The sequence below is a fragment of the Microcystis sp. M109S1 genome, assembly GCF_020247025.1.
In the GTDB taxonomy this organism is placed as follows: Bacteria; Cyanobacteriota; Cyanobacteriia; order Cyanobacteriales; family Microcystaceae; genus Microcystis.
Window position 1 is genome coordinate 1 of sequence record NZ_JADBRW010000171.1, and the last position, 16,463, is coordinate 16,463.

Sequence of the window (16,463 nt, forward strand, 5' to 3'; positions counted from 1 at the left end):
ATCAGTTATCAGTTATCAGTTATCAGTTATCAGTTATCAGTTATCAGTTATCAGTTATCAGTTATCAGTTATCAGTTATCAGTTATCAGTTATCAGTTATCAGTTATCAGTTCACTGAGAAAACTCCCCACACCCCACACCCCAAACCCTAACACCCCACTCCCCTAAACTTCTAATAAATTTTCTAGGCGATCGAGAACTATATCGGTGATACACTTAATCCGGTATAAACAGGCTTTAGTATCTGTGGAGTTGAAAGTACCATTTTCCCAATATTTGTTACTACCGGCACCACCCCCACAAACCCCAAAGTAATCGCATTTTTGCCGACATAAATCGACTCCACCGCGCATATCAGCGTAAATTTTTTGAAATTTCTCAGTTTCACAGATAGATTCTAGGGAATCGGTCAAAACATTACCAAAGATAAAATCACCGTAGGGTTGGGTTTTAATCGATAGTAATTCCGGATCAAAGGTGGAAAAATTACCTTGATTATCAAAATTGACAATCATAAAAGGTCGGTTCATATCGGTATTTTCTAAGCGTTCATCGGCATAAATCAAACTACAGATCGATTCAAATTCCCGCAGCTTAAATTCTCCTTGTTTGGCCGTGACTAACTCCCAAAATCTGGCGATAAACTGGCGATAACGTTGTTCAATGCCTAATTTATCCAAGGAAGATTGCGAATGAATACCCTCGGTTTCTTCCATATTAAAAGCCACATCGGTAAGACCATGATCCCAAAAAAAGTTAAAAATTTCGTCGGGATAGTCGAGAGAATCTTCTGTTAAAACAGCGATGACACTCACATCAATTTCATGTTTTTGCAAGAAAGAAATTCCACGCATCGTAGCAGCATGACTGCCAGTTCCCTTGCGGTTTTGCCGGTGGATATCGTGAATAAAAGCTGGTCCATCAAGACTGACTCCCACATAAACATCATGCTTTTTAAATAATTGACACCAAGCATCGTTAATATAAGTGGCGTTAGTTTGTACCGAATGACGAAAACAGTAACCCTGCTGATTATATTTCTCGCTAACTTCCGCAATTTTAGCAAAGGCACTTTCATAAAAACTAATGGGAACTGCTAAGGGTTCACCCGCGTGCCAGCAAATGGTAAAATCATCTTGGAGAAAACGACTACTAAAAACCCTCTGAAAAATCGGCTCGATTAAATCTAAGGATAAGGTATTTTTTAAGTGGCGATCGGGTAAATAACAGTAATCACAATTGAGATTACAAAAAGAAGTCGGCTGCACGACTACTAAAGTAATTGGACCACAATCCGACCAATCTATATTTATGTTTTTTTTCATGATTCTATTGTTTAAATTCTCACTTAAGTATGATAACTGATTCCGGGAAGTGTATCTTAATTCTACCTATAAGTAGGTGGGTGGAATCAAATATAAGATGAACGTAGGTTGGGTTGAAGTATGAAACCCAACGCCCGCATGGGTTACGCTACCGCTAACCCATCCTACAAATAATTGTGCCTCCCTACTTACTATTTCCTATTCCCTCAATAATAAATAATATAATTGACCCGGAGTATTAATTAAACCGGCTCGCTCGCCAGCATTTTTTCCTGTTCCCATAAAAATATCTACCCTCCCAGTACCTTTAATCGCGCTGCCAGTATCTTGATCGAGAACATAGCGACTAACTAATTTTTTATTAAGATTTCCCTGGGGAATTTCTGTCTCAATTACTGCTAAAGCACCGGGGGGGAAAATACTTTTATCTGTAGCGATCGATCTTTCTGGTAAAACTGGAACTCCAAGACTACCAGTGGCAGGCGCGCCGTGGGTTTCTCGAAAGAAAATAAACCGATTATTGCGGGGAATATAATTCTTTAATTGCTCGGGATTATTTCTGAGAAAATCTAAAACCATTGGTAAGGTTAAACCCTCAGCAGGAAAAATACCATCGGCAATCATTTCTTTTCCCAGACTTGTGTAGGGATGCTCGGTATTGCCATCAAAACCGATGCTGATAATTTGACCATTAGGTAAACGTAATTTCGCCGAACCTTGCACATGAACTAAATAAGCTTCTAAGCGATCTTTTAACCAGACTAATTCGTATCCCGCTAGACGGCTATTTTCCCCCAGTAAACCATCTTTTCCCTCTAATTCTACCCTAGCTGGATGGGGTTTAGACCAGCGAGAAAAGTTAGCAGGTCGGCGATAGAGAGGATATTTATACTCGGTGTTTTTTTGGCGACTTGCTTGATAAATTGGCTGAAAATAACCAGTAAATTTAACATTTCCCTGGCTATCATTACCCAAAGAACGATACCAAATAAATTCTTTTTTAACTGCCTTTTGTAGAGCTGCGGGAGTGGGAGAATTCTGCACTAATTGACGAAAACGTACTAAGGAACGATGCACTCGCTGACGAGTTATTTCAGGAATAGGATAATTTTGATAGGCGCGGATCGCTGCCTGGCTATTCAGATAACGTAAACTATGATCGATCGCTTGTAGGAGGGTTTTTTTGTCCGTTAGCAGTCGTTCATCGTATCCCGTAGATGTTCCTAATTCTGAGATTTCAAAACGTTCTAGGGGCAAATTTGCGGGGGTGAGGGCAATTAATCCCAAGCTGAGGGGGAGGAGTGTCAAAAGGTGTTTCATGGTGACAGGAGTGGGCAGCTATTGACTCGATTAACAATCAAGAAGGATAAATGAGAAAAGTTGTTTCTTATTTATATCATGAGGATAGTTGTTGCCGATAAATCTTAATTTGTTCCAAGCGAGGGCCGACCTTAGAAATAATGGTAAATTCTAAATTTTGGTAATATAATTGTTCTCCCACCTTCGGTATTTTTTGCCAATGATGGAGGACAAAACCGGCTAGGGTTTGGTATTCATCGGCCAAGGGTAAACTTAAATTTAATGCTTTGTTCACGTCCTCTAAATTCATTTGTGCTTGTACGAGAAAAGTCGATTCATCGAGGAGTTGATATTTTACTGTTCCTGATTCATCACTAGGGGAAAAAGTTCCTAGAATCTCACCGATTAAATCTTTTAGGGTTAATAAACCGGCTGTTCTGCCAAATTCATCGACAATGATAACCATCTTTAAGGATGATTCCCGCATCACTGTTAGTAATTCATTTAAAGCAGTAGTTTCGGGGAAAAAACGCACAGGTTTTAACCAAGGTTTAATCGGAGTTGTTAAATTTAACTGACCCTGAGCAAGGGGTAAAGCTAAATCTTTAAAATCGATCAGACCACGGATATCATCACCGGAATCTCCTTCCACAGGATAACAAGAATAGCCACTGTTAACTACTTGGAGCAGTAATTCCTCAAAAGTTGCGGTCGAGGAAATAGCTATTAAACGGTTATGGGGAACCATGATTTCCTCGGCAGTGATTTCGCTAAACTGGAAAACATTATTTAAAATTTTCCTTTCCGCAGCTTCTAATCCCGTTAATTCCCCTTCCATGCTGATAATTAATTGTAATTCCTCGGAAGTTACCCGACTAGAACGCTGTAGATCCACTTCGGGGATACGGGTTAAAACCAATAAAAAACGAGTTGATTGGTTAATAATACCGATAAAAGGCTTAAAAATCCGGGAAATAACGCCAATAGGTGCCGCTAATAATCGCGCCATCGGTTCGGCATAAATTAAAGCTAGGGATTTGGGATAAAGTTCCCCAAAAACTATCTGGAGATAGGCCACGATTAAAAAAGCTAGACAAAGAGAAAAACCATGGGAGAGAAGATTTTGCCAGTTTAAAGAAAAGGGTAAAAAACTTAGTAATTTCTTCACAAAAACGGTCATGGTACTCTCCCCGATCCAACCTAAAGCTAAACTAGAAAGGGTGATGCCTAATTGGGTAGTGGAAAGTAAGCGATCGAGACTTCTTTGTAGAGATTGTACCGTCTGCGCTGGCACATCTCCCGCAGCCACTAGCTGACTGATGCGGGTACGACGGACAGACACAAGCGAAAATTCGGCCGCTACGAAAAAAGCATTGAGGACGATTAGTAAAAAGACTAAAATTAAACGAGTCAATAAATCCTGATTATCCATAGCGAAAAGGCAAAATTCGCCTTTTTTGAAGTCTATCCTTTGGTTTCATCCTTTGATTGCGGTTTGTTTTTCTGTTGTTGCATATAAACTCTCACTCTTTTAATTACTTCTTCTTCTTTCACGGGGATAAAAGTTTGATTGCGACCATAACTGGTGCGATCGTTGGTAAACTTTTTAGCGGGATTGATATCCGGTTGACTGACTCCCTTCAGGGAGGCGATTCCCAATTGATAGGCTACCCAACCGCTACCGAAGCCGGCGGCTAACATGGCTACCATCAAAAGGAGTCCTAACTGCAAGGAGGTGCTGATTGAAAATTTTTTCATCTTGGTGGGGCTGGATTTTCACGTTCGGAGTAACTACCGATCTATAATGAGTTAATAGTATAACCCAGGGTTGGCCGAGCGGTTGAGGCAACGAACTCATAATTCGTCCTAGGCAGGTTCAACTCCTGCACCCTGGATACTTTTGATCGCTTCAGGCGATCGGGTTTGACTGCACTAGAGTAAGTTAATCTTGTCCTTGTTGGTGCACAACACAATCTTTTTAAGCCGCTGCATACTAAGGCGATCATGTCAAGAACTCCAGAGTCTCTTTTTCTAAGGCTCTGTCTTAAAGCGGTATTCAGAGTGTAGGGTGCGTTAGGCGGTTACTAATTTGGTCAAAAAACCAAAATCAACAATCCGCCGTAACGCACCAAAATCAGCAAGATACCTACATTAAAAAGAGTTAATTTTCGCCATTTTTTGCTAGGGATTCCCAAGGACTAAAAACCTTGGTTGAGGTGAAATTAAAATCTTTAATATTACGGGTGACAATAACCAAATTATATTGGTAAGCTGTGGCTGCTATTAAGCTATCGATAATCGGTAATTTTCTACCGGTTGCTTCAGATTCACCACAATGGGTTGCCCAAATATCAAGTATATTGTTGCTCAATGGTAAAATTCTGTCAGCAAATCTTTGTTTTATTTGATTTAACCAATGTTCTAGCTTACGATAACGAGATGGTTGAGATTGTTTTATTTTGATGATTCCTTTTTTGAGTTCAGCTAAAGTTAAAACACTAATAAATAAACTCGCTTCACTTTGTTCATCTACCCACTGAATAACCTGTATATTTGGGGGTTTCTTAATATATTCTGAAAGAACACAGGTATCTAATAAATAATTCATCAAAAAATCTCTCTACCTGTATCTTTATCCCGTTCAAACAAAATCTCATCTTCTTCTAATTCTGGTAGTAAAAGAAATTCTGAGAGTTTGCTTTTCATTTTTTCCGTGTCATTTTGTTTCTTTGCTTCACCATCTTCTGTAAGAAGAATAACCCGAACATCTTGATCTTTTTCTAAATATCTAAGATAATCTGATGGAATTTCTACAATTCCTTTATTGATCGTTGTTTGAAATTCATAAGCTTTCATTTTTTCCTCCTTAATTTAATTATTAATTAGATCGCCGACGAGTGTAGACGAGTGTAGGGTGCGTTAGGCGGTTACCAATTCGGATAATAAAACAAAATCAACAATCCGCCGTAACGCACCAATTATATCATTAATTGTACCTGAATATCAAACAGGAACCAGAAGCCTGTTCCACGGGAAGATTGCTTCGGGGGGATATTGATTGAGAGATGAAGATTAACTCTGGTATCACCCCCTCGCAATGACAGAGTTTAGGGTGTGTTATGCTATTCCTAAAAAAACCTAAGGAACTAATTCAAATTCAACCTTCATTTTTAGATCTGTAGCGATGAGATTTAACAACAAAAAAGAGTTTCCTTCATAGTCAGCATTTTCTAAAGCTTCAATAATAGATTCATCAGTATGAATTAATTCTGCTAAAGCCTTTGTTGAAAGATGATATGTTTCCTTAATCTTAAATATTTTTCTGGCTACTTCGTCATCAATACGAGCTTTTTCTAATTCTAATTGACGCTCTGGATTATTGGCATAATAACGTTGGTAAAGAATTTTTAGTCCATCGGCTGTTGTTTGGGGTGTATTCATATTAACTCCTGAAAATAAGTGTGTAATTCGGGATTCTTTTCAAATTTAGTATTGTTTCAAGGCTCTGCCTTGAAACACAATATTTAAGGCTCTGCCATATATCTAACCAACAGAAGCTAGGAGATTGATACCAATTCAGCAGTGGTGTCTTCTGAAATAAATTGTCGGAAGTCTAAGACTTCGATAAGAACTAGCATATCGTCATCAGAATAGTGTAAGATAACCTGTCCATCTTCTTCTGCATAACTGATAGGTTTATCCGATAACTCAATTAACAGGGTATCAACATCTTTACTGTATTTAATCTTTTTCATATCTACTTGTCTTTCCAGGGTATAAAGTAATGATCAGGATAAAAGCACTGAATTCTCGACAAATAACTCGTAGAACTAAGTTTTCATTTAATCTCCTTTGAAAGATTATCTTTGGTTCTGGCAATATTTCTATTTTATCAGGATTACAAATCGTATCAATAATAAATTCTGGAGAAATATTTAGCCCGTGATTAGCAAGGATGTCGATTTTAAATTTCCCATGATCGCTAAATCGAATCTCTTTCATAATTCATAATTCATCATTCATCATTCATCTCAGGTATCGAGTTCCGCAAAATGCGATGTTTACGTGATCAAAACCCCTAAAATTACCCTTGACAAAAGACCTGAGATCGTTATATCCTACAGGCTACAAGCCTTTGTGCAAGAGAAGATACCACCAAATCCCACAACCCCTAATAACCCGCACAATTGCCTCCTACAGCAGGCCTACCCCCAAGGGAGGTGAGTCTTGGAGGCTGCTGATAAGCATAGTCGGGTTTGATTTGAATCGCTTGATTGTAGTCAGCGATCGCCCCTTGTTGTCAAGGTTCTGGTATGTCCAACTGACGAAAAATTCTCACAGCAGTAAACTCGACAATTTCTCTATGTCGAGGGATGGCTGTGCGCCTACCATTGAGTGTATTTTCCCAGATGGAATGTTCACTTCCTTCTCGTACCAATTGACAACCCTGTTGACTGAGATAACGCAACAAATCTCGACGCTTCACGAGGCTATCAAAGTCGGTACAATTTGGACATGGGTTGATGCAGAAAAGATTAGATAAATTGGTTCTTCTAAATCCGCTTCTGGGTCTGTTAATAACGCATTAGGCAAGGGTAAAGATTCCCCCCTAGATAAATTAACTTCTGCCATGTCCACCAGCGCACTGGCTAAGGAACGGCGTACTGCTGCTAGATCATTTCCCCAGGAAATCACGCCAGGGAAATCCAAGACTTCTCCATGGACTCCCTGTGCCAGGAATTTATACATTGCTTTGTAGGTAAGCATCCAATTTATACTCCTTTCTTTCACCGAATTTTTTGATTAATAGATTAAGAACTGAACAAATTGGGAAAAAGCCCATGAATTCGTAAAAAAAGTACCCAAAATTATCCTTGACAAAAGACCTGAGATCGTTATATCCTACAGCTTACAAGTCTTTGCGCGAGAGAAGATAGCTTTACCTAACGCCTCACAAACGAATGCCATCCATTCGGGAGTATGTTTGCCAGGATTAGCACTATAACCCGGTAGGTGAGTTTTGGGGGATGCTGAGAATATATAACCCGGTAGGTGGGCTTTGGGGGCTGCTGAATTAAAAGTTAACTGTCCGTAGGACAACCACCTCCAATCCTTAAATATACCTCCTTTTCTCCAGCCGACGCGATTGCCGAACTTTTCCCACACTTTTTGATTATATTCTCTCGTGCCACCGAGACTCTCATAGATTTCTTTCTGGACGCTGAAGCCAAATTTGCCGTTACTGTAGTCTAGCCAGAGTTGGTTAATAGTTCGTAAATCTTCGCAGGGAAAATTATCAATATCCTCTATTCCCAACCATCCTTCCCTTTCCCTTCCGGCGACCTGAAGCATAACCTTATCTGTTTCTTGGTCTGCTTCTTTCCACTTTCCTGCTGCTAGGAGTTGCTGTAATCGAGAATAGTTAACACCCCTAGCACTTTTCAGCACAATATTAGCAGCAACTTTAGGCGGTGGTGGCGTTTGAATAACGGGGGTTGCTGGTGTTGGTGAATAACGGGGAGTTGCTGGTGTTTGTATCGAAGTTGCTGGTGATTGTCCCGTCAAATCTTGTAAAATCTCCCGCGCTGACTGATAACGCTTTCTTGTCCCAAACTCGATCATCTTATCAAGAATCCGCCCTAAATCATCCCGAACCTTATTATTTACTAATAACTGTCTCCAGACCCATTCATGGTCACTGGTATCAAATAAATCAAAAGGTGAAACCTGAGTTAACAAATAAATACAAGTGACTCCTAGACTATACAAATCACTAGGATTGTTCGCCTTACCATTAGCTTGTTCTGGTGCGACATATTCCGCTGAACCGATTACCGTACCAGTAACAGAACGGTTAAGATGTGTAACAACTCTAGATGCGCCAAAATCCACTAAAACCGCTTTTTTGTCTGAGTTCCGTCTAATAATATTTTCCGGTTTAATATCTCGGTGAACTACTCCCTGACTGTGGATAAAATCTAAAACCGGTAAAATATCTGTTAATAAAGCCTTAATCTTGGCTTCATTAAATACTCCTTGGCTTTTTAATTCTTGTTCTAAGTTTTGTCCTTCAATATATTCTTGTACTAAATATTGACGGTTATCATCATGATTGAGATAGGCGAAAAGTTCAGGAATTTGGGGATGTTTTCCTAATTTTTCTAATTGGATTGCTTCTTTTTCAAATAATTCTGAGGCTTTCTCAATTGTATCAGTCCCTTGAGCGGGAGCATCTCACCTTTGTAACCCTTAAATCAGGTTTTATGTCAAGCTATTTTGAAAGCCTTGCTAGAAACCAGTTTTAGGGACAAGTATAATTACTCACTTGCATAAATGAGATGCTCCCCCCTTGAGCCGAGGGAAAAAACTGTTTAATCACACAATAAGGTCGAGAAGGCTTACTGTAATCTATCGCTTTAAAAGTGCGACCAAATCCTCCTTGACCAATTAATTGAATTGCTTGATAACGCTCTTGTAAGAACAATTTAGAGCCGCACTTTTCACAGACTTTATTGCCATCTGGATTGGCGGCGGAACAATTAGGATTGAGACAAAGACTCATGGTTTTTACTCCTTTAAGTAGTTGGGTTGACGTTAAAAAAGTAGCTGTTGGTTATGTTGGGTTTCCTGTCTTAGCTGTTGGTTATGTTGGGTTTCGTGCCTTAGCTGTTGGTTATGTTGGGTTTCCTGTCTTAGCAGTTGGTTATGTTGGGTTTCGTGCCTTAGCAGTTGGTTATGTTGGGTTTCGTGCCTCAACCCAACCTACGGTACTTCTTCCTACTTTATATTTTTACATGAACTAAGCCTAAAGCCTAAACTATGTTGACCTATAACCACACAAAAAAAAACCGCTTTCGCGGGCTTTTTCCACAAAAGCAAAGTTTAATTAACCTAACAACGCTTTTGCCTTCGCTACCACGTTATCCACGGTAAAACCGAACTTCTCTGACATTCCTAGAGAAAATATCGTAATTTTGTTAAAATAATCTCAAAGAAAAGCCTCTAAAATTGAAGATAATGTCCAAAATCGCTAAAAAACTTAGTAATTCTCCTTTTCGTTATCCCGGCGGTAAATTTTATGCCCGTAAGCTAATCTTAGCTTGTCTTCCCAGTCACCATAAGTATTGTGAACCTTTTGCGGGGGGAGCATCTATATTCTTTGCTAAGGAAAGTGTAGCAGAGAATATTCTCAATGACAAAGATGAAGAATTAATGAACTGTTATCGACATATCAAAGACCATCTTGATAGTCTAATTGAATTATTAAAAGATTAAACGCTACCAAAGAATTACACAATTATTATAAAAATGAATTTCAACCAGCCAATGACCTAGAAAGAGCCATGCGTTGGTATTATCTAAATAGAACTTCCTACTCAGGAATTATGAAACTTGAAAATTGTTATTGGGGCTATGGTGATAAGTATTCTATGCGTCCTGAAAACTGGCCTTCTCACCTAAAAACCACTTCGGAAAAACTGCAAAATGTCAGGTTATCTTGTTTAGATTTTGAAGATTTAATCAATCAATTACCCGATGATTACTTTTTATTTGTCGATCCTCCTTACTTTCAAGCAGATCAAAATAAATTCTATTCCTGCTTCTTCAGTCTAGAAGATCATAAAAGGTTATGTAAGACGTTGAAAAAACATCAACATCGATTTAAATTTCTTTTGACTTATGATAATTGCTCCGAAATTAGAGAAATGTATGATTGGTGTATTTCTTTACAAGATAATGAATGGAATTACACTATTAATCGAACTGATGATCAAAAAAATGGGTTGAAATTAGAACATGGTTATCAGAGTGAAAGACGCAAGGGCAAGGAGGTATTTATTGCCAATTATGATCTTCAGAAACCTGCAAGATTTACACCTCTACAATTAAGTTTATTCGATATATCTTGATTGCTAATTTTAATCAAGTAAATCCTCTATTTTTTCGATCGGGAGCCATGGTTGCAGAGGTTCAGCCGTATTAACATCAAAGAAAATTTGGGGATAATTAGGGATGAAATTACAGTTTTAATCCTGGCATTTCTGGCGAGAACAATTGATGTTATTGGTTTGATTTGCTGTTAAATCTTTACTTCTGGCAACGTACATTTTAAAAAGGGCTTCTTCTTGATTATTAATATTAATTTTGCTTAAAAATATTTGCTCTTTTGGTGTGGGCTTCCAAACAAATAGTCCCGTTTCTAAATTGGTCTGAAAAAAAGCATTGGCAAGAGATGTAATCACTAAATCAAAATCTGTTTCAATATATTGATCTTTGTGAATATTTAGGCTTGTTGAAGGTATTCCTCTCAATTTAGACCTTTTGTGTTCGGTAATTCGATTTGTAATTTTCCTGCGCGAGAATGGGTATTTTTTCAAAAAAGATCAAGTTGAACTTCAAAAAAAGGTTTTCTAATTATTAAGGGAGGATCACCGATTTCTCCAGAGAGTTTCAGCAAGTAGTCATCAAAAGTATCTAAAACATCCACTCTGGCTTTAATTGCAGTCGCCACATGAGTTACATCTTTAGGTTTTAGTGCCTGATATTGCCACATCAATTCTCTGGCTAGTTCGCCAACTTTTCTGTCCACATCATAAATATAAATCCACTCATGTCGGAAAAAATCTCTGATTTTTTCCTCACTTTCTTTAGGTAATTTTGGCTGTCCTTTTTCTAATTTCACCACTTCAATAAAAGTAAGAGCAGAAGTCACAATTATTACCTGACCATTTTCGGCTGCTTTGAGAACAGAAATACAATCATTAATTTTATCCTTTTCATTTTTCAGGAAAGCTAAAAAAACACAAGAATCCCAGTAGTGTAGCTTTTTTGATGAACGAATCAATTACTTCCTCCCAAAATTCCGATCATTTCCTCAATGCTAGGTAAATCTTTTTCCTCAGGAAAAATATCAATTGACTCAACTTTAATCCCGATTTTTTCCCCATCTTCTCTAGAGGTAACTATCCCCGATACAGAGACTCTTTTTTCTAGATATTCTTTGATATTATCAAGTAAATTTGGTTTAAAGTAACATTTAACACTTTTATTAGTCAATAAATTGTAAACTCTAAAAATAGGTTGACGACTTACATCAATAGCTTTAAGCACACCTTCTACAGTACCAAAACTTTGATATTTTCCCCCGATAATTTCATCAACATTAGCAATCAAAGCTTGATTCAAGTCGATACACCTCGAATCAAAGCCCAATTGCACCATAAACTCATCTCTTTTTTTCAATATTGCTAATGATCGCGCACTTTCTAAAGCTCGATCAGAAAAATACTTAGGGCGAATCGGATGTTCTAAAATTGTTACTATTCCCCTTTCTACAGTCTTAATAACTTCAGAAATTTGACTAGGTGTAATCTGATCTTGAGGCATTCCTTCTAAAGTAAGATGAATACTGCCACTATGAACTTGAGAGATTCTCCAATTTATCAGGGGGCGATTTTTGTTAGCAAGGGTTTTATCTACTTCATGGAGTAGTATTGCTAATTGTTCTTGAGCCTTGATAAATTTATCAAAAGACAACAGTGAGCCTTCTATATCTAATGTGAGGCTCTTGATTGTTTCCTTCGATATAGGGCTTTCCCTTTTAGTCATGGCTCTAGGAATCGTGATAATTATCTCAAGTGTAAAGGTTTTGGCTAACTACTAAAGCTTCCTACTTGACATTTTTACATGAACTAAGCCTAAAGCCTAAACTATGTTGACCTATAATCACAAAAAAACCCGCTTTCGCGGGCTTTTTCCACAAAACCAAAGTTTAATTAACCTAACAACGCTTTTGCCTTCGCTACCACGTTATCCACGGTAAAACCGAACTTCTCTAGAATCACACCCCCCGGAGCAGAAGCGCCGAAGGTATCAACCCCCAACACATCCCCCTCATCGGTGATGTAACGATGCCAACCCATAGTTGAACCCGCTTCCACTGCGAGACGTTTTTTCACTGCTTTAGGAAGTACCGATTCTTTATATTCTGCCGATTGTTCCTCGAATAGCTCCCAACAGGGCATAGAAACGACGCGAGCTTTAATTCCTGCCTCTTTCAACACCGCAGCCGCTTTATCGCAGAGATACAACTCGCCACCCGTACCGATGAGAATGACATCGGGAGTACCCTCGCAATCGGTGATAATATAAGCACCTTTAGCCACACCCTCCAGGGAAGTTCCCGCTAAATTAGGCAGATTTTGACGGGATAATGCTAGTAACGTCGGGCGCTTAGTTTCGCTCACCGCTACTTTATAAGCACCGGAAGTCTCGGTTCCATCCCCCGGACGCATGACTAACAAGTTAGGAATAGCGCGCAGAGAAGCAACGTGTTCCACGGGTTGGTGAGTCGGTCCATCTTCCCCTAAGGCAATGGAATCGTGAGTCATTACCCAGATGACGCGAGTTTCTGACAATGCCGATAAACGGATAGAATTCCGCATATAGTCGGTAAAAATCAGGAAAGTCGCCCCGTAGGGAATCAATCCCGTGTTATGGAGAGCAATCCCGTTACAAATCGCCCCCATCGCGTGTTCCCTTACGCCAAAGTGAACGTTACGCTCCTGATAACTGCCTTTTTGGAAATTACCAAAATGCTCTAATTCCGTGTAGTTAGAGTGGGTTAAATCCGCCGAACCACCGATTAAACCGGGTAACACCCCCGCGAGCGCATTTAAGCAGATTTCCGAGTGTTTACGACTAGCGAGCGCCTTATCTTCGGGTTTATATACAGGTAAAGCTTTGTCCCAACCTTCCGGCAGTTGACCGGTGGTTAACTGTTCAAATAAAGCCGCTTCTGCGGGATATTTAGCCTGATATTCGCTAAATAACTTATTCCAGTCCGTTTCTGCCGTCGCTCCTTTGTCCACTGCTTGCCGGAAACGACTCAGGACATCATCGGGAACCACAAACGGCTCGTATTCCCAACCTAGTGCTTTCCGGGTTAACTCGATTTCTGTTGCTCCTAAAGCTGCCCCGTGAACATCGGCGGTATTAGACTTATTGGGGGAACCATAACCGATGGTAGTGGTGATTTTAATCATCGAGGGTTTATCGGTGACAGCCTTGGCCGCTGCGATCGCATTGGCAATGGCATCTAAATCGGTGTTACCATTCTCCACGTGCTGAACGTGCCAACCGTAGGCTTCAAAACGCTTGCTCACGTCTTCGGTAAAAGCGATATCGGTGGAACCATCGATCGAGATATGGTTATCATCATAGAGAGCGATTAACTTGCCTAAACCCCAGTGACCGGCTAAAGAACAAGCTTCCCCGGAAATTCCCTCCATATTGCAACCATCACCCAAAATCACATAGGTGTAATGGTCGATAATTTTGGCATCCGGTTTGTTGAAACGGGCCGCTAAATGGGCTTCTGCTAGGGCCAAACCGACCCCATTGGCAATCCCTTGACCCAGAGGACCGGTGGTCACTTCTACCCCTTCGGTGACGAAATTTTCGGGGTGGCCGGGGGTTTTCGATTTCCACTGCCGGAATTGTTTAATTTCCTCTAGGGGAACGCTATCGTATCCGGTCAGGTACATCAAAGCGTACTGCAGCATACAACCGTGACCGGCGGAGAGAACAAAACGATCGCGATTGACCCATTGGGGGTTTTTCGGGTTAAAACGCAGGAATTGATCCCAGAGGACAAAAGCCATGGGAGCGGCTCCCATCGGCAGTCCGGGGTGTCCCGATTTAGCTTTTTCTACGGCATCCACCGCTAAAAAACGCACCGCGTTAATACAAAGTTCTTCGAGAGATTGGGAGGCGACAACCATAATGTTTTTTAGAATGAACTACAAAAATAAGACCCAGTTAAAGAGGGAGCCACTCAAAGATTACTCTTTCAGGGGCATCGACTCAAGCATATTTTCTAAAAGCTAAGGTGACGTTATGGCCACCAAATCCAAAGGAGTTGGAGAGGGCAGCGTTAACTATCTGCTGACGACTTTCGTAGGGGACGTAATCGAGATCACAATCGGGGTCAGGATTGTCGAGGTTGAGAGTCGGGGGAATCCGATCATTAGCGATCGCCATTACCGTGGCCACGGCTTCAATACCACCAGAACCGCCTAAAAGGTGGCCTGTCATCGATTTGGTGGAACTGACGGGGATTTGGTAGGCCGATTCTCCTAAAGCTTTTTTAATCGCCTTGGTTTCCGTGGGATCATTGGCCGCCGTACTGGTGCCGTGGGCGTTGATATAGCTAATTTCCGCCGGAGTCAAACCAGCATCTTTGATCGCTAATTCGATCGCTCTGGTGGCTCCACGACCATCGGGAACCGGTGCCGTCATGTGATAGGCATCGCAAGTCAGACCATAACCGATCATTTCGGCGTAAATCCGCGCCCCACGGGCTAAGGCCGTTTCTAATTCCTCTATAATCAAAATTCCTGCCCCTTCCCCCATGACAAAACCATCCCGATCCTGATCAAAGGGACGACTGGCCCGGGTGGGGTCATCGTTGCGGGTAGATAGGGCCTTAGCGGAGGCAAAACCAGCCAATCCTAGAGGGGTAACGGCGGCTTCCGTCCCACCGCAGATCATCGCTTTGGCCAAACCCCTTTGTACTAGACGAAAAGCATCGCCGATGGCATTGGAACCGGCAGCACAAGCGGTCACGGTGCAGTTACTCGGTCCTTTGGCCCCCGTGTGGATGGCGGTTAAACCAGCGGCCATATTGGCAATCATCATCGGGATCATGAAGGGACTACACCGGCTCGGACCTTTTGTCAAGTAAATTTCCTGTTGATCCTCAAGCACTTTTATGCCCCCCACGCCTGTACCGATTAGTACACCTATATCATCGGCATTGAGAGCGTCGATAACTAATCGAGAATCTTGCAGAGCTTGCAAACTAGCGGCGACGGCAAATTGAGCGAAACGGTCCATGCGCTTTGCCTCTTTGCGATCCACATAGTTGTGGGGGTCAAAACCCCGCACTTCCCCAGCAATGCGACAAGCGTGACGGCAGGCATCAAAGTGGGTGATTAAACCAATGCCACTTTTGCCGTTGATTAAGCCTGTCCAATAGTCTGCTAGATTATTGCCGAGGGGAGTGATCGCACCCATCCCCGTGATGACAACCCTTTTTAATGGCACTTCTGTCATGTTTGTTCAAAAATAAGGGCAGATTTTGCCCCAGATATTTAATCCTAATTGTCAATTTTCCCGCAATAATTAGGCGGTTGCTCCTACTTTCTCGTTAATATACTCGACAGCTTTGCCCACAGTGTCAATTTGTTCGGCCGCTTCGTCGGGAATTTCAATATCAAATTCTTCCTCTAAACCCATCACTAACTCCACCACATCAAGGGAATCCGCTGCCAGGTCATTAGCAAAGCTTGCTTCGGGGGTAACTTTTTCCGGCGCTACGTCTAAGTGTTCCACAACAACTTTTTGAACTCGATCGAAAATGTCTGCACTCATGGATGTCAATTTTTAGCCGCTGGTTTACCAGACTCTAGCCTCTAGGGTCTGGGGAAATGGGGCGGTGTTACCATTTCCGACAATAAATTTCGGTTAGCTTTTTCGCTGACCATTTTTCATCTTACTGGAAGTTGTTCCCCTCTTGATGAAGTTTTTTCGCGATCGTCAGAAGATATGGGGTGTGGGGTGAGTAATCACCCACGGGAGTGAGAGAATCAAGATAGAATCGTCAAAGACAATGCTAAACAACCAATATCTCAAGCAGTAGACCTCTTGCATAATTTTTTTATGGTATAATGGAGGGTTTTGCTTTTTTCTCGATTCTTACATTGAAGTTGAAAAAAGAATAAAATGTGATCTTAGGTCAGGAAATCATCTATAATTTTGCTATGTTTATTAGCAAAA

General features: G+C 40.8%; 18 protein-coding genes, 1 tRNA gene and 3 pseudogenes. 3 read left to right on the forward strand and 19 right to left on the reverse strand.

Going from position 1 to position 16,463, the window contains the following annotated elements; translation table 11 throughout:
* Window positions 1-164: 164 nt before the first annotated feature.
* The 4 genes from grrM to IM322_RS08125 form a co-directional block, all read right to left on the reverse strand.
* A complete protein-coding gene (gene grrM, locus IM322_RS08110; RefSeq protein ID WP_287674518.1) occupies window positions 165-1,325 on the reverse strand; it encodes a cyclophane-forming radical SAM/SPASM peptide maturase GrrM/OscB in 1,161 nt (386 codons plus the stop codon).
* A 198-nt stretch (window positions 1,326-1,523) separates the two neighbouring features.
* On the reverse strand, window positions 1,524-2,645 hold the full coding sequence (gene mltA / locus IM322_RS08115; RefSeq protein ID WP_287674520.1) for a murein transglycosylase A: 1,122 nt from the start codon (window positions 2,643-2,645) through the stop codon (window positions 1,524-1,526).
* Window positions 2,646-2,721: 76 nt separating this feature from the next.
* The gene (locus IM322_RS08120; protein WP_287674521.1) at window positions 2,722-4,056 is read right to left on the reverse strand and encodes a hemolysin family protein; all 1,335 of its coding nucleotides are present in this window, start codon (window positions 4,054-4,056) and stop codon (window positions 2,722-2,724) included.
* A 32-nt stretch (window positions 4,057-4,088) separates the two neighbouring features.
* Window positions 4,089-4,382 carry a hypothetical protein gene (locus tag IM322_RS08125; RefSeq protein ID WP_061431314.1) on the reverse strand — a complete coding sequence of 98 codons (294 nt, stop codon included), beginning with the start codon at window positions 4,380-4,382 and terminating at the stop codon, window positions 4,089-4,091.
* Between the two features lie 64 nt (window positions 4,383-4,446).
* On the opposite strand from IM322_RS08125, the gene IM322_RS08130 reads away from it, so the two are divergent.
* Window positions 4,447-4,519: transfer RNA gene (locus IM322_RS08130), tRNA-Ile, on the forward strand.
* Between the two features lie 266 nt (window positions 4,520-4,785).
* On the opposite strand, the gene IM322_RS08135 is transcribed toward IM322_RS08130, so the two are convergent.
* The 9 genes and pseudogenes from IM322_RS08135 to IM322_RS08175 form a co-directional block, all read right to left on the reverse strand.
* A complete protein-coding gene (locus IM322_RS08135) occupies window positions 4,786-5,232 on the reverse strand; it encodes a type II toxin-antitoxin system VapC family toxin (RefSeq protein ID WP_287674523.1) in 447 nt (148 codons plus the stop codon).
* Window positions 5,232-5,480, reverse strand: a complete 249-nt coding sequence (locus tag IM322_RS08140; RefSeq protein WP_158200311.1) for a hypothetical protein — start codon at window positions 5,478-5,480, stop codon at window positions 5,232-5,234. Before IM322_RS08140 ends, IM322_RS08135 begins: the two co-directional genes overlap by 1 nt.
* 282 nt (window positions 5,481-5,762) lie before the next feature.
* Window positions 5,763-6,065: a hypothetical protein gene (locus tag IM322_RS08145; RefSeq protein WP_287674525.1), complete on the reverse strand. Its 303-nt coding sequence runs from the start codon at window positions 6,063-6,065 to the stop codon at window positions 5,763-5,765.
* 116 nt (window positions 6,066-6,181) lie between these two features.
* Window positions 6,182-6,379 carry a DUF2283 domain-containing protein gene (locus IM322_RS08150; RefSeq protein WP_287674528.1) on the reverse strand — a complete coding sequence of 66 codons (198 nt, stop codon included), beginning with the start codon at window positions 6,377-6,379 and terminating at the stop codon, window positions 6,182-6,184.
* Window positions 6,366-6,626, reverse strand: coding sequence for a DUF4258 domain-containing protein (locus tag IM322_RS08155; RefSeq protein WP_287674529.1), 261 nt, complete (start codon window positions 6,624-6,626; stop codon window positions 6,366-6,368). The genes IM322_RS08150 and IM322_RS08155 overlap by 14 nt, the downstream gene beginning before the upstream one ends.
* Window positions 6,627-6,924: 298 nt before the next feature.
* Window positions 6,925-7,110 carry a type II toxin-antitoxin system HicA family toxin gene (locus IM322_RS08160; protein WP_287674530.1) on the reverse strand — a complete coding sequence of 62 codons (186 nt, stop codon included), beginning with the start codon at window positions 7,108-7,110 and terminating at the stop codon, window positions 6,925-6,927.
* Entirely contained in the window at window positions 7,107-7,391 is a 285-nt protein-coding gene (locus IM322_RS08165) for a type II toxin-antitoxin system HicB family antitoxin (protein ID WP_286826496.1), read from the reverse strand. Before IM322_RS08165 ends, IM322_RS08160 begins: the two co-directional genes overlap by 4 nt.
* 135 nt (window positions 7,392-7,526) lie before the next feature.
* A pseudogene (locus IM322_RS08170) lies at window positions 7,527-8,853 on the reverse strand (GUN4 domain-containing protein); the annotation flags it as partial.
* A gap of 129 nt (window positions 8,854-8,982) precedes the next feature.
* Window positions 8,983-9,186, reverse strand: a pseudogene (locus tag IM322_RS08175) (4-Cys prefix domain-containing protein); the annotation flags it as partial.
* Between IM322_RS08175 and IM322_RS08180 the strand changes: the two are divergent.
* Both IM322_RS08180 and IM322_RS23260 read left to right on the forward strand, forming a co-directional pair.
* A complete protein-coding gene (locus tag IM322_RS08180) occupies window positions 9,185-9,427 on the forward strand; it encodes a hypothetical protein (protein WP_287674532.1) in 243 nt (80 codons plus the stop codon). The pseudogene IM322_RS08175 and the gene IM322_RS08180 sit on opposite strands and share 2 nt — an antisense overlap.
* A 214-nt stretch (window positions 9,428-9,641) precedes the next feature.
* Window positions 9,642-10,534 (forward strand): annotated as a pseudogene (locus IM322_RS23260) (DNA adenine methylase).
* 117 nt (window positions 10,535-10,651) lie between these two features.
* On the opposite strand, the gene IM322_RS08195 reads toward IM322_RS23260, so the two are convergent.
* The 6 genes from IM322_RS08195 to IM322_RS08220 all read right to left on the reverse strand — a co-directional run bounded on the left by IM322_RS08195 (window position 10,652) and on the right by IM322_RS08220 (window position 16,058).
* Window positions 10,652-10,936 (reverse strand): hypothetical protein, encoded by a 285-nt coding sequence (locus IM322_RS08195; protein ID WP_287674536.1) that lies wholly within the window; start codon window positions 10,934-10,936, stop codon window positions 10,652-10,654.
* Window positions 10,937-10,998: 62 nt separating this feature from the next.
* Complete coding sequence (locus tag IM322_RS08200; RefSeq protein WP_287674537.1) at window positions 10,999-11,469, reverse strand: type II toxin-antitoxin system VapC family toxin; 471 nt, start codon at window positions 11,467-11,469, stop codon at window positions 10,999-11,001.
* Complete coding sequence (locus IM322_RS08205; RefSeq protein ID WP_287674538.1) at window positions 11,466-12,233, reverse strand: hypothetical protein; 768 nt, start codon at window positions 12,231-12,233, stop codon at window positions 11,466-11,468. Before IM322_RS08205 ends, IM322_RS08200 begins: the two co-directional genes overlap by 4 nt.
* A gap of 167 nt (window positions 12,234-12,400) precedes the next feature.
* Window positions 12,401-14,407, reverse strand: a complete 2,007-nt coding sequence (tkt, locus tag IM322_RS08210; protein ID WP_287674539.1) for a transketolase — start codon at window positions 14,405-14,407, stop codon at window positions 12,401-12,403.
* Window positions 14,408-14,489: 82 nt separating this feature from the next.
* Complete coding sequence (gene fabF / locus IM322_RS08215) at window positions 14,490-15,740, reverse strand: beta-ketoacyl-ACP synthase II (protein ID WP_287674541.1); 1,251 nt, start codon at window positions 15,738-15,740, stop codon at window positions 14,490-14,492.
* A gap of 69 nt (window positions 15,741-15,809) precedes the next feature.
* Window positions 15,810-16,058: an acyl carrier protein gene (locus tag IM322_RS08220; RefSeq protein WP_287674542.1), complete on the reverse strand. Its 249-nt coding sequence runs from the start codon at window positions 16,056-16,058 to the stop codon at window positions 15,810-15,812.
* Between the last annotated feature and the right edge of the window lie 405 nt (window positions 16,059-16,463).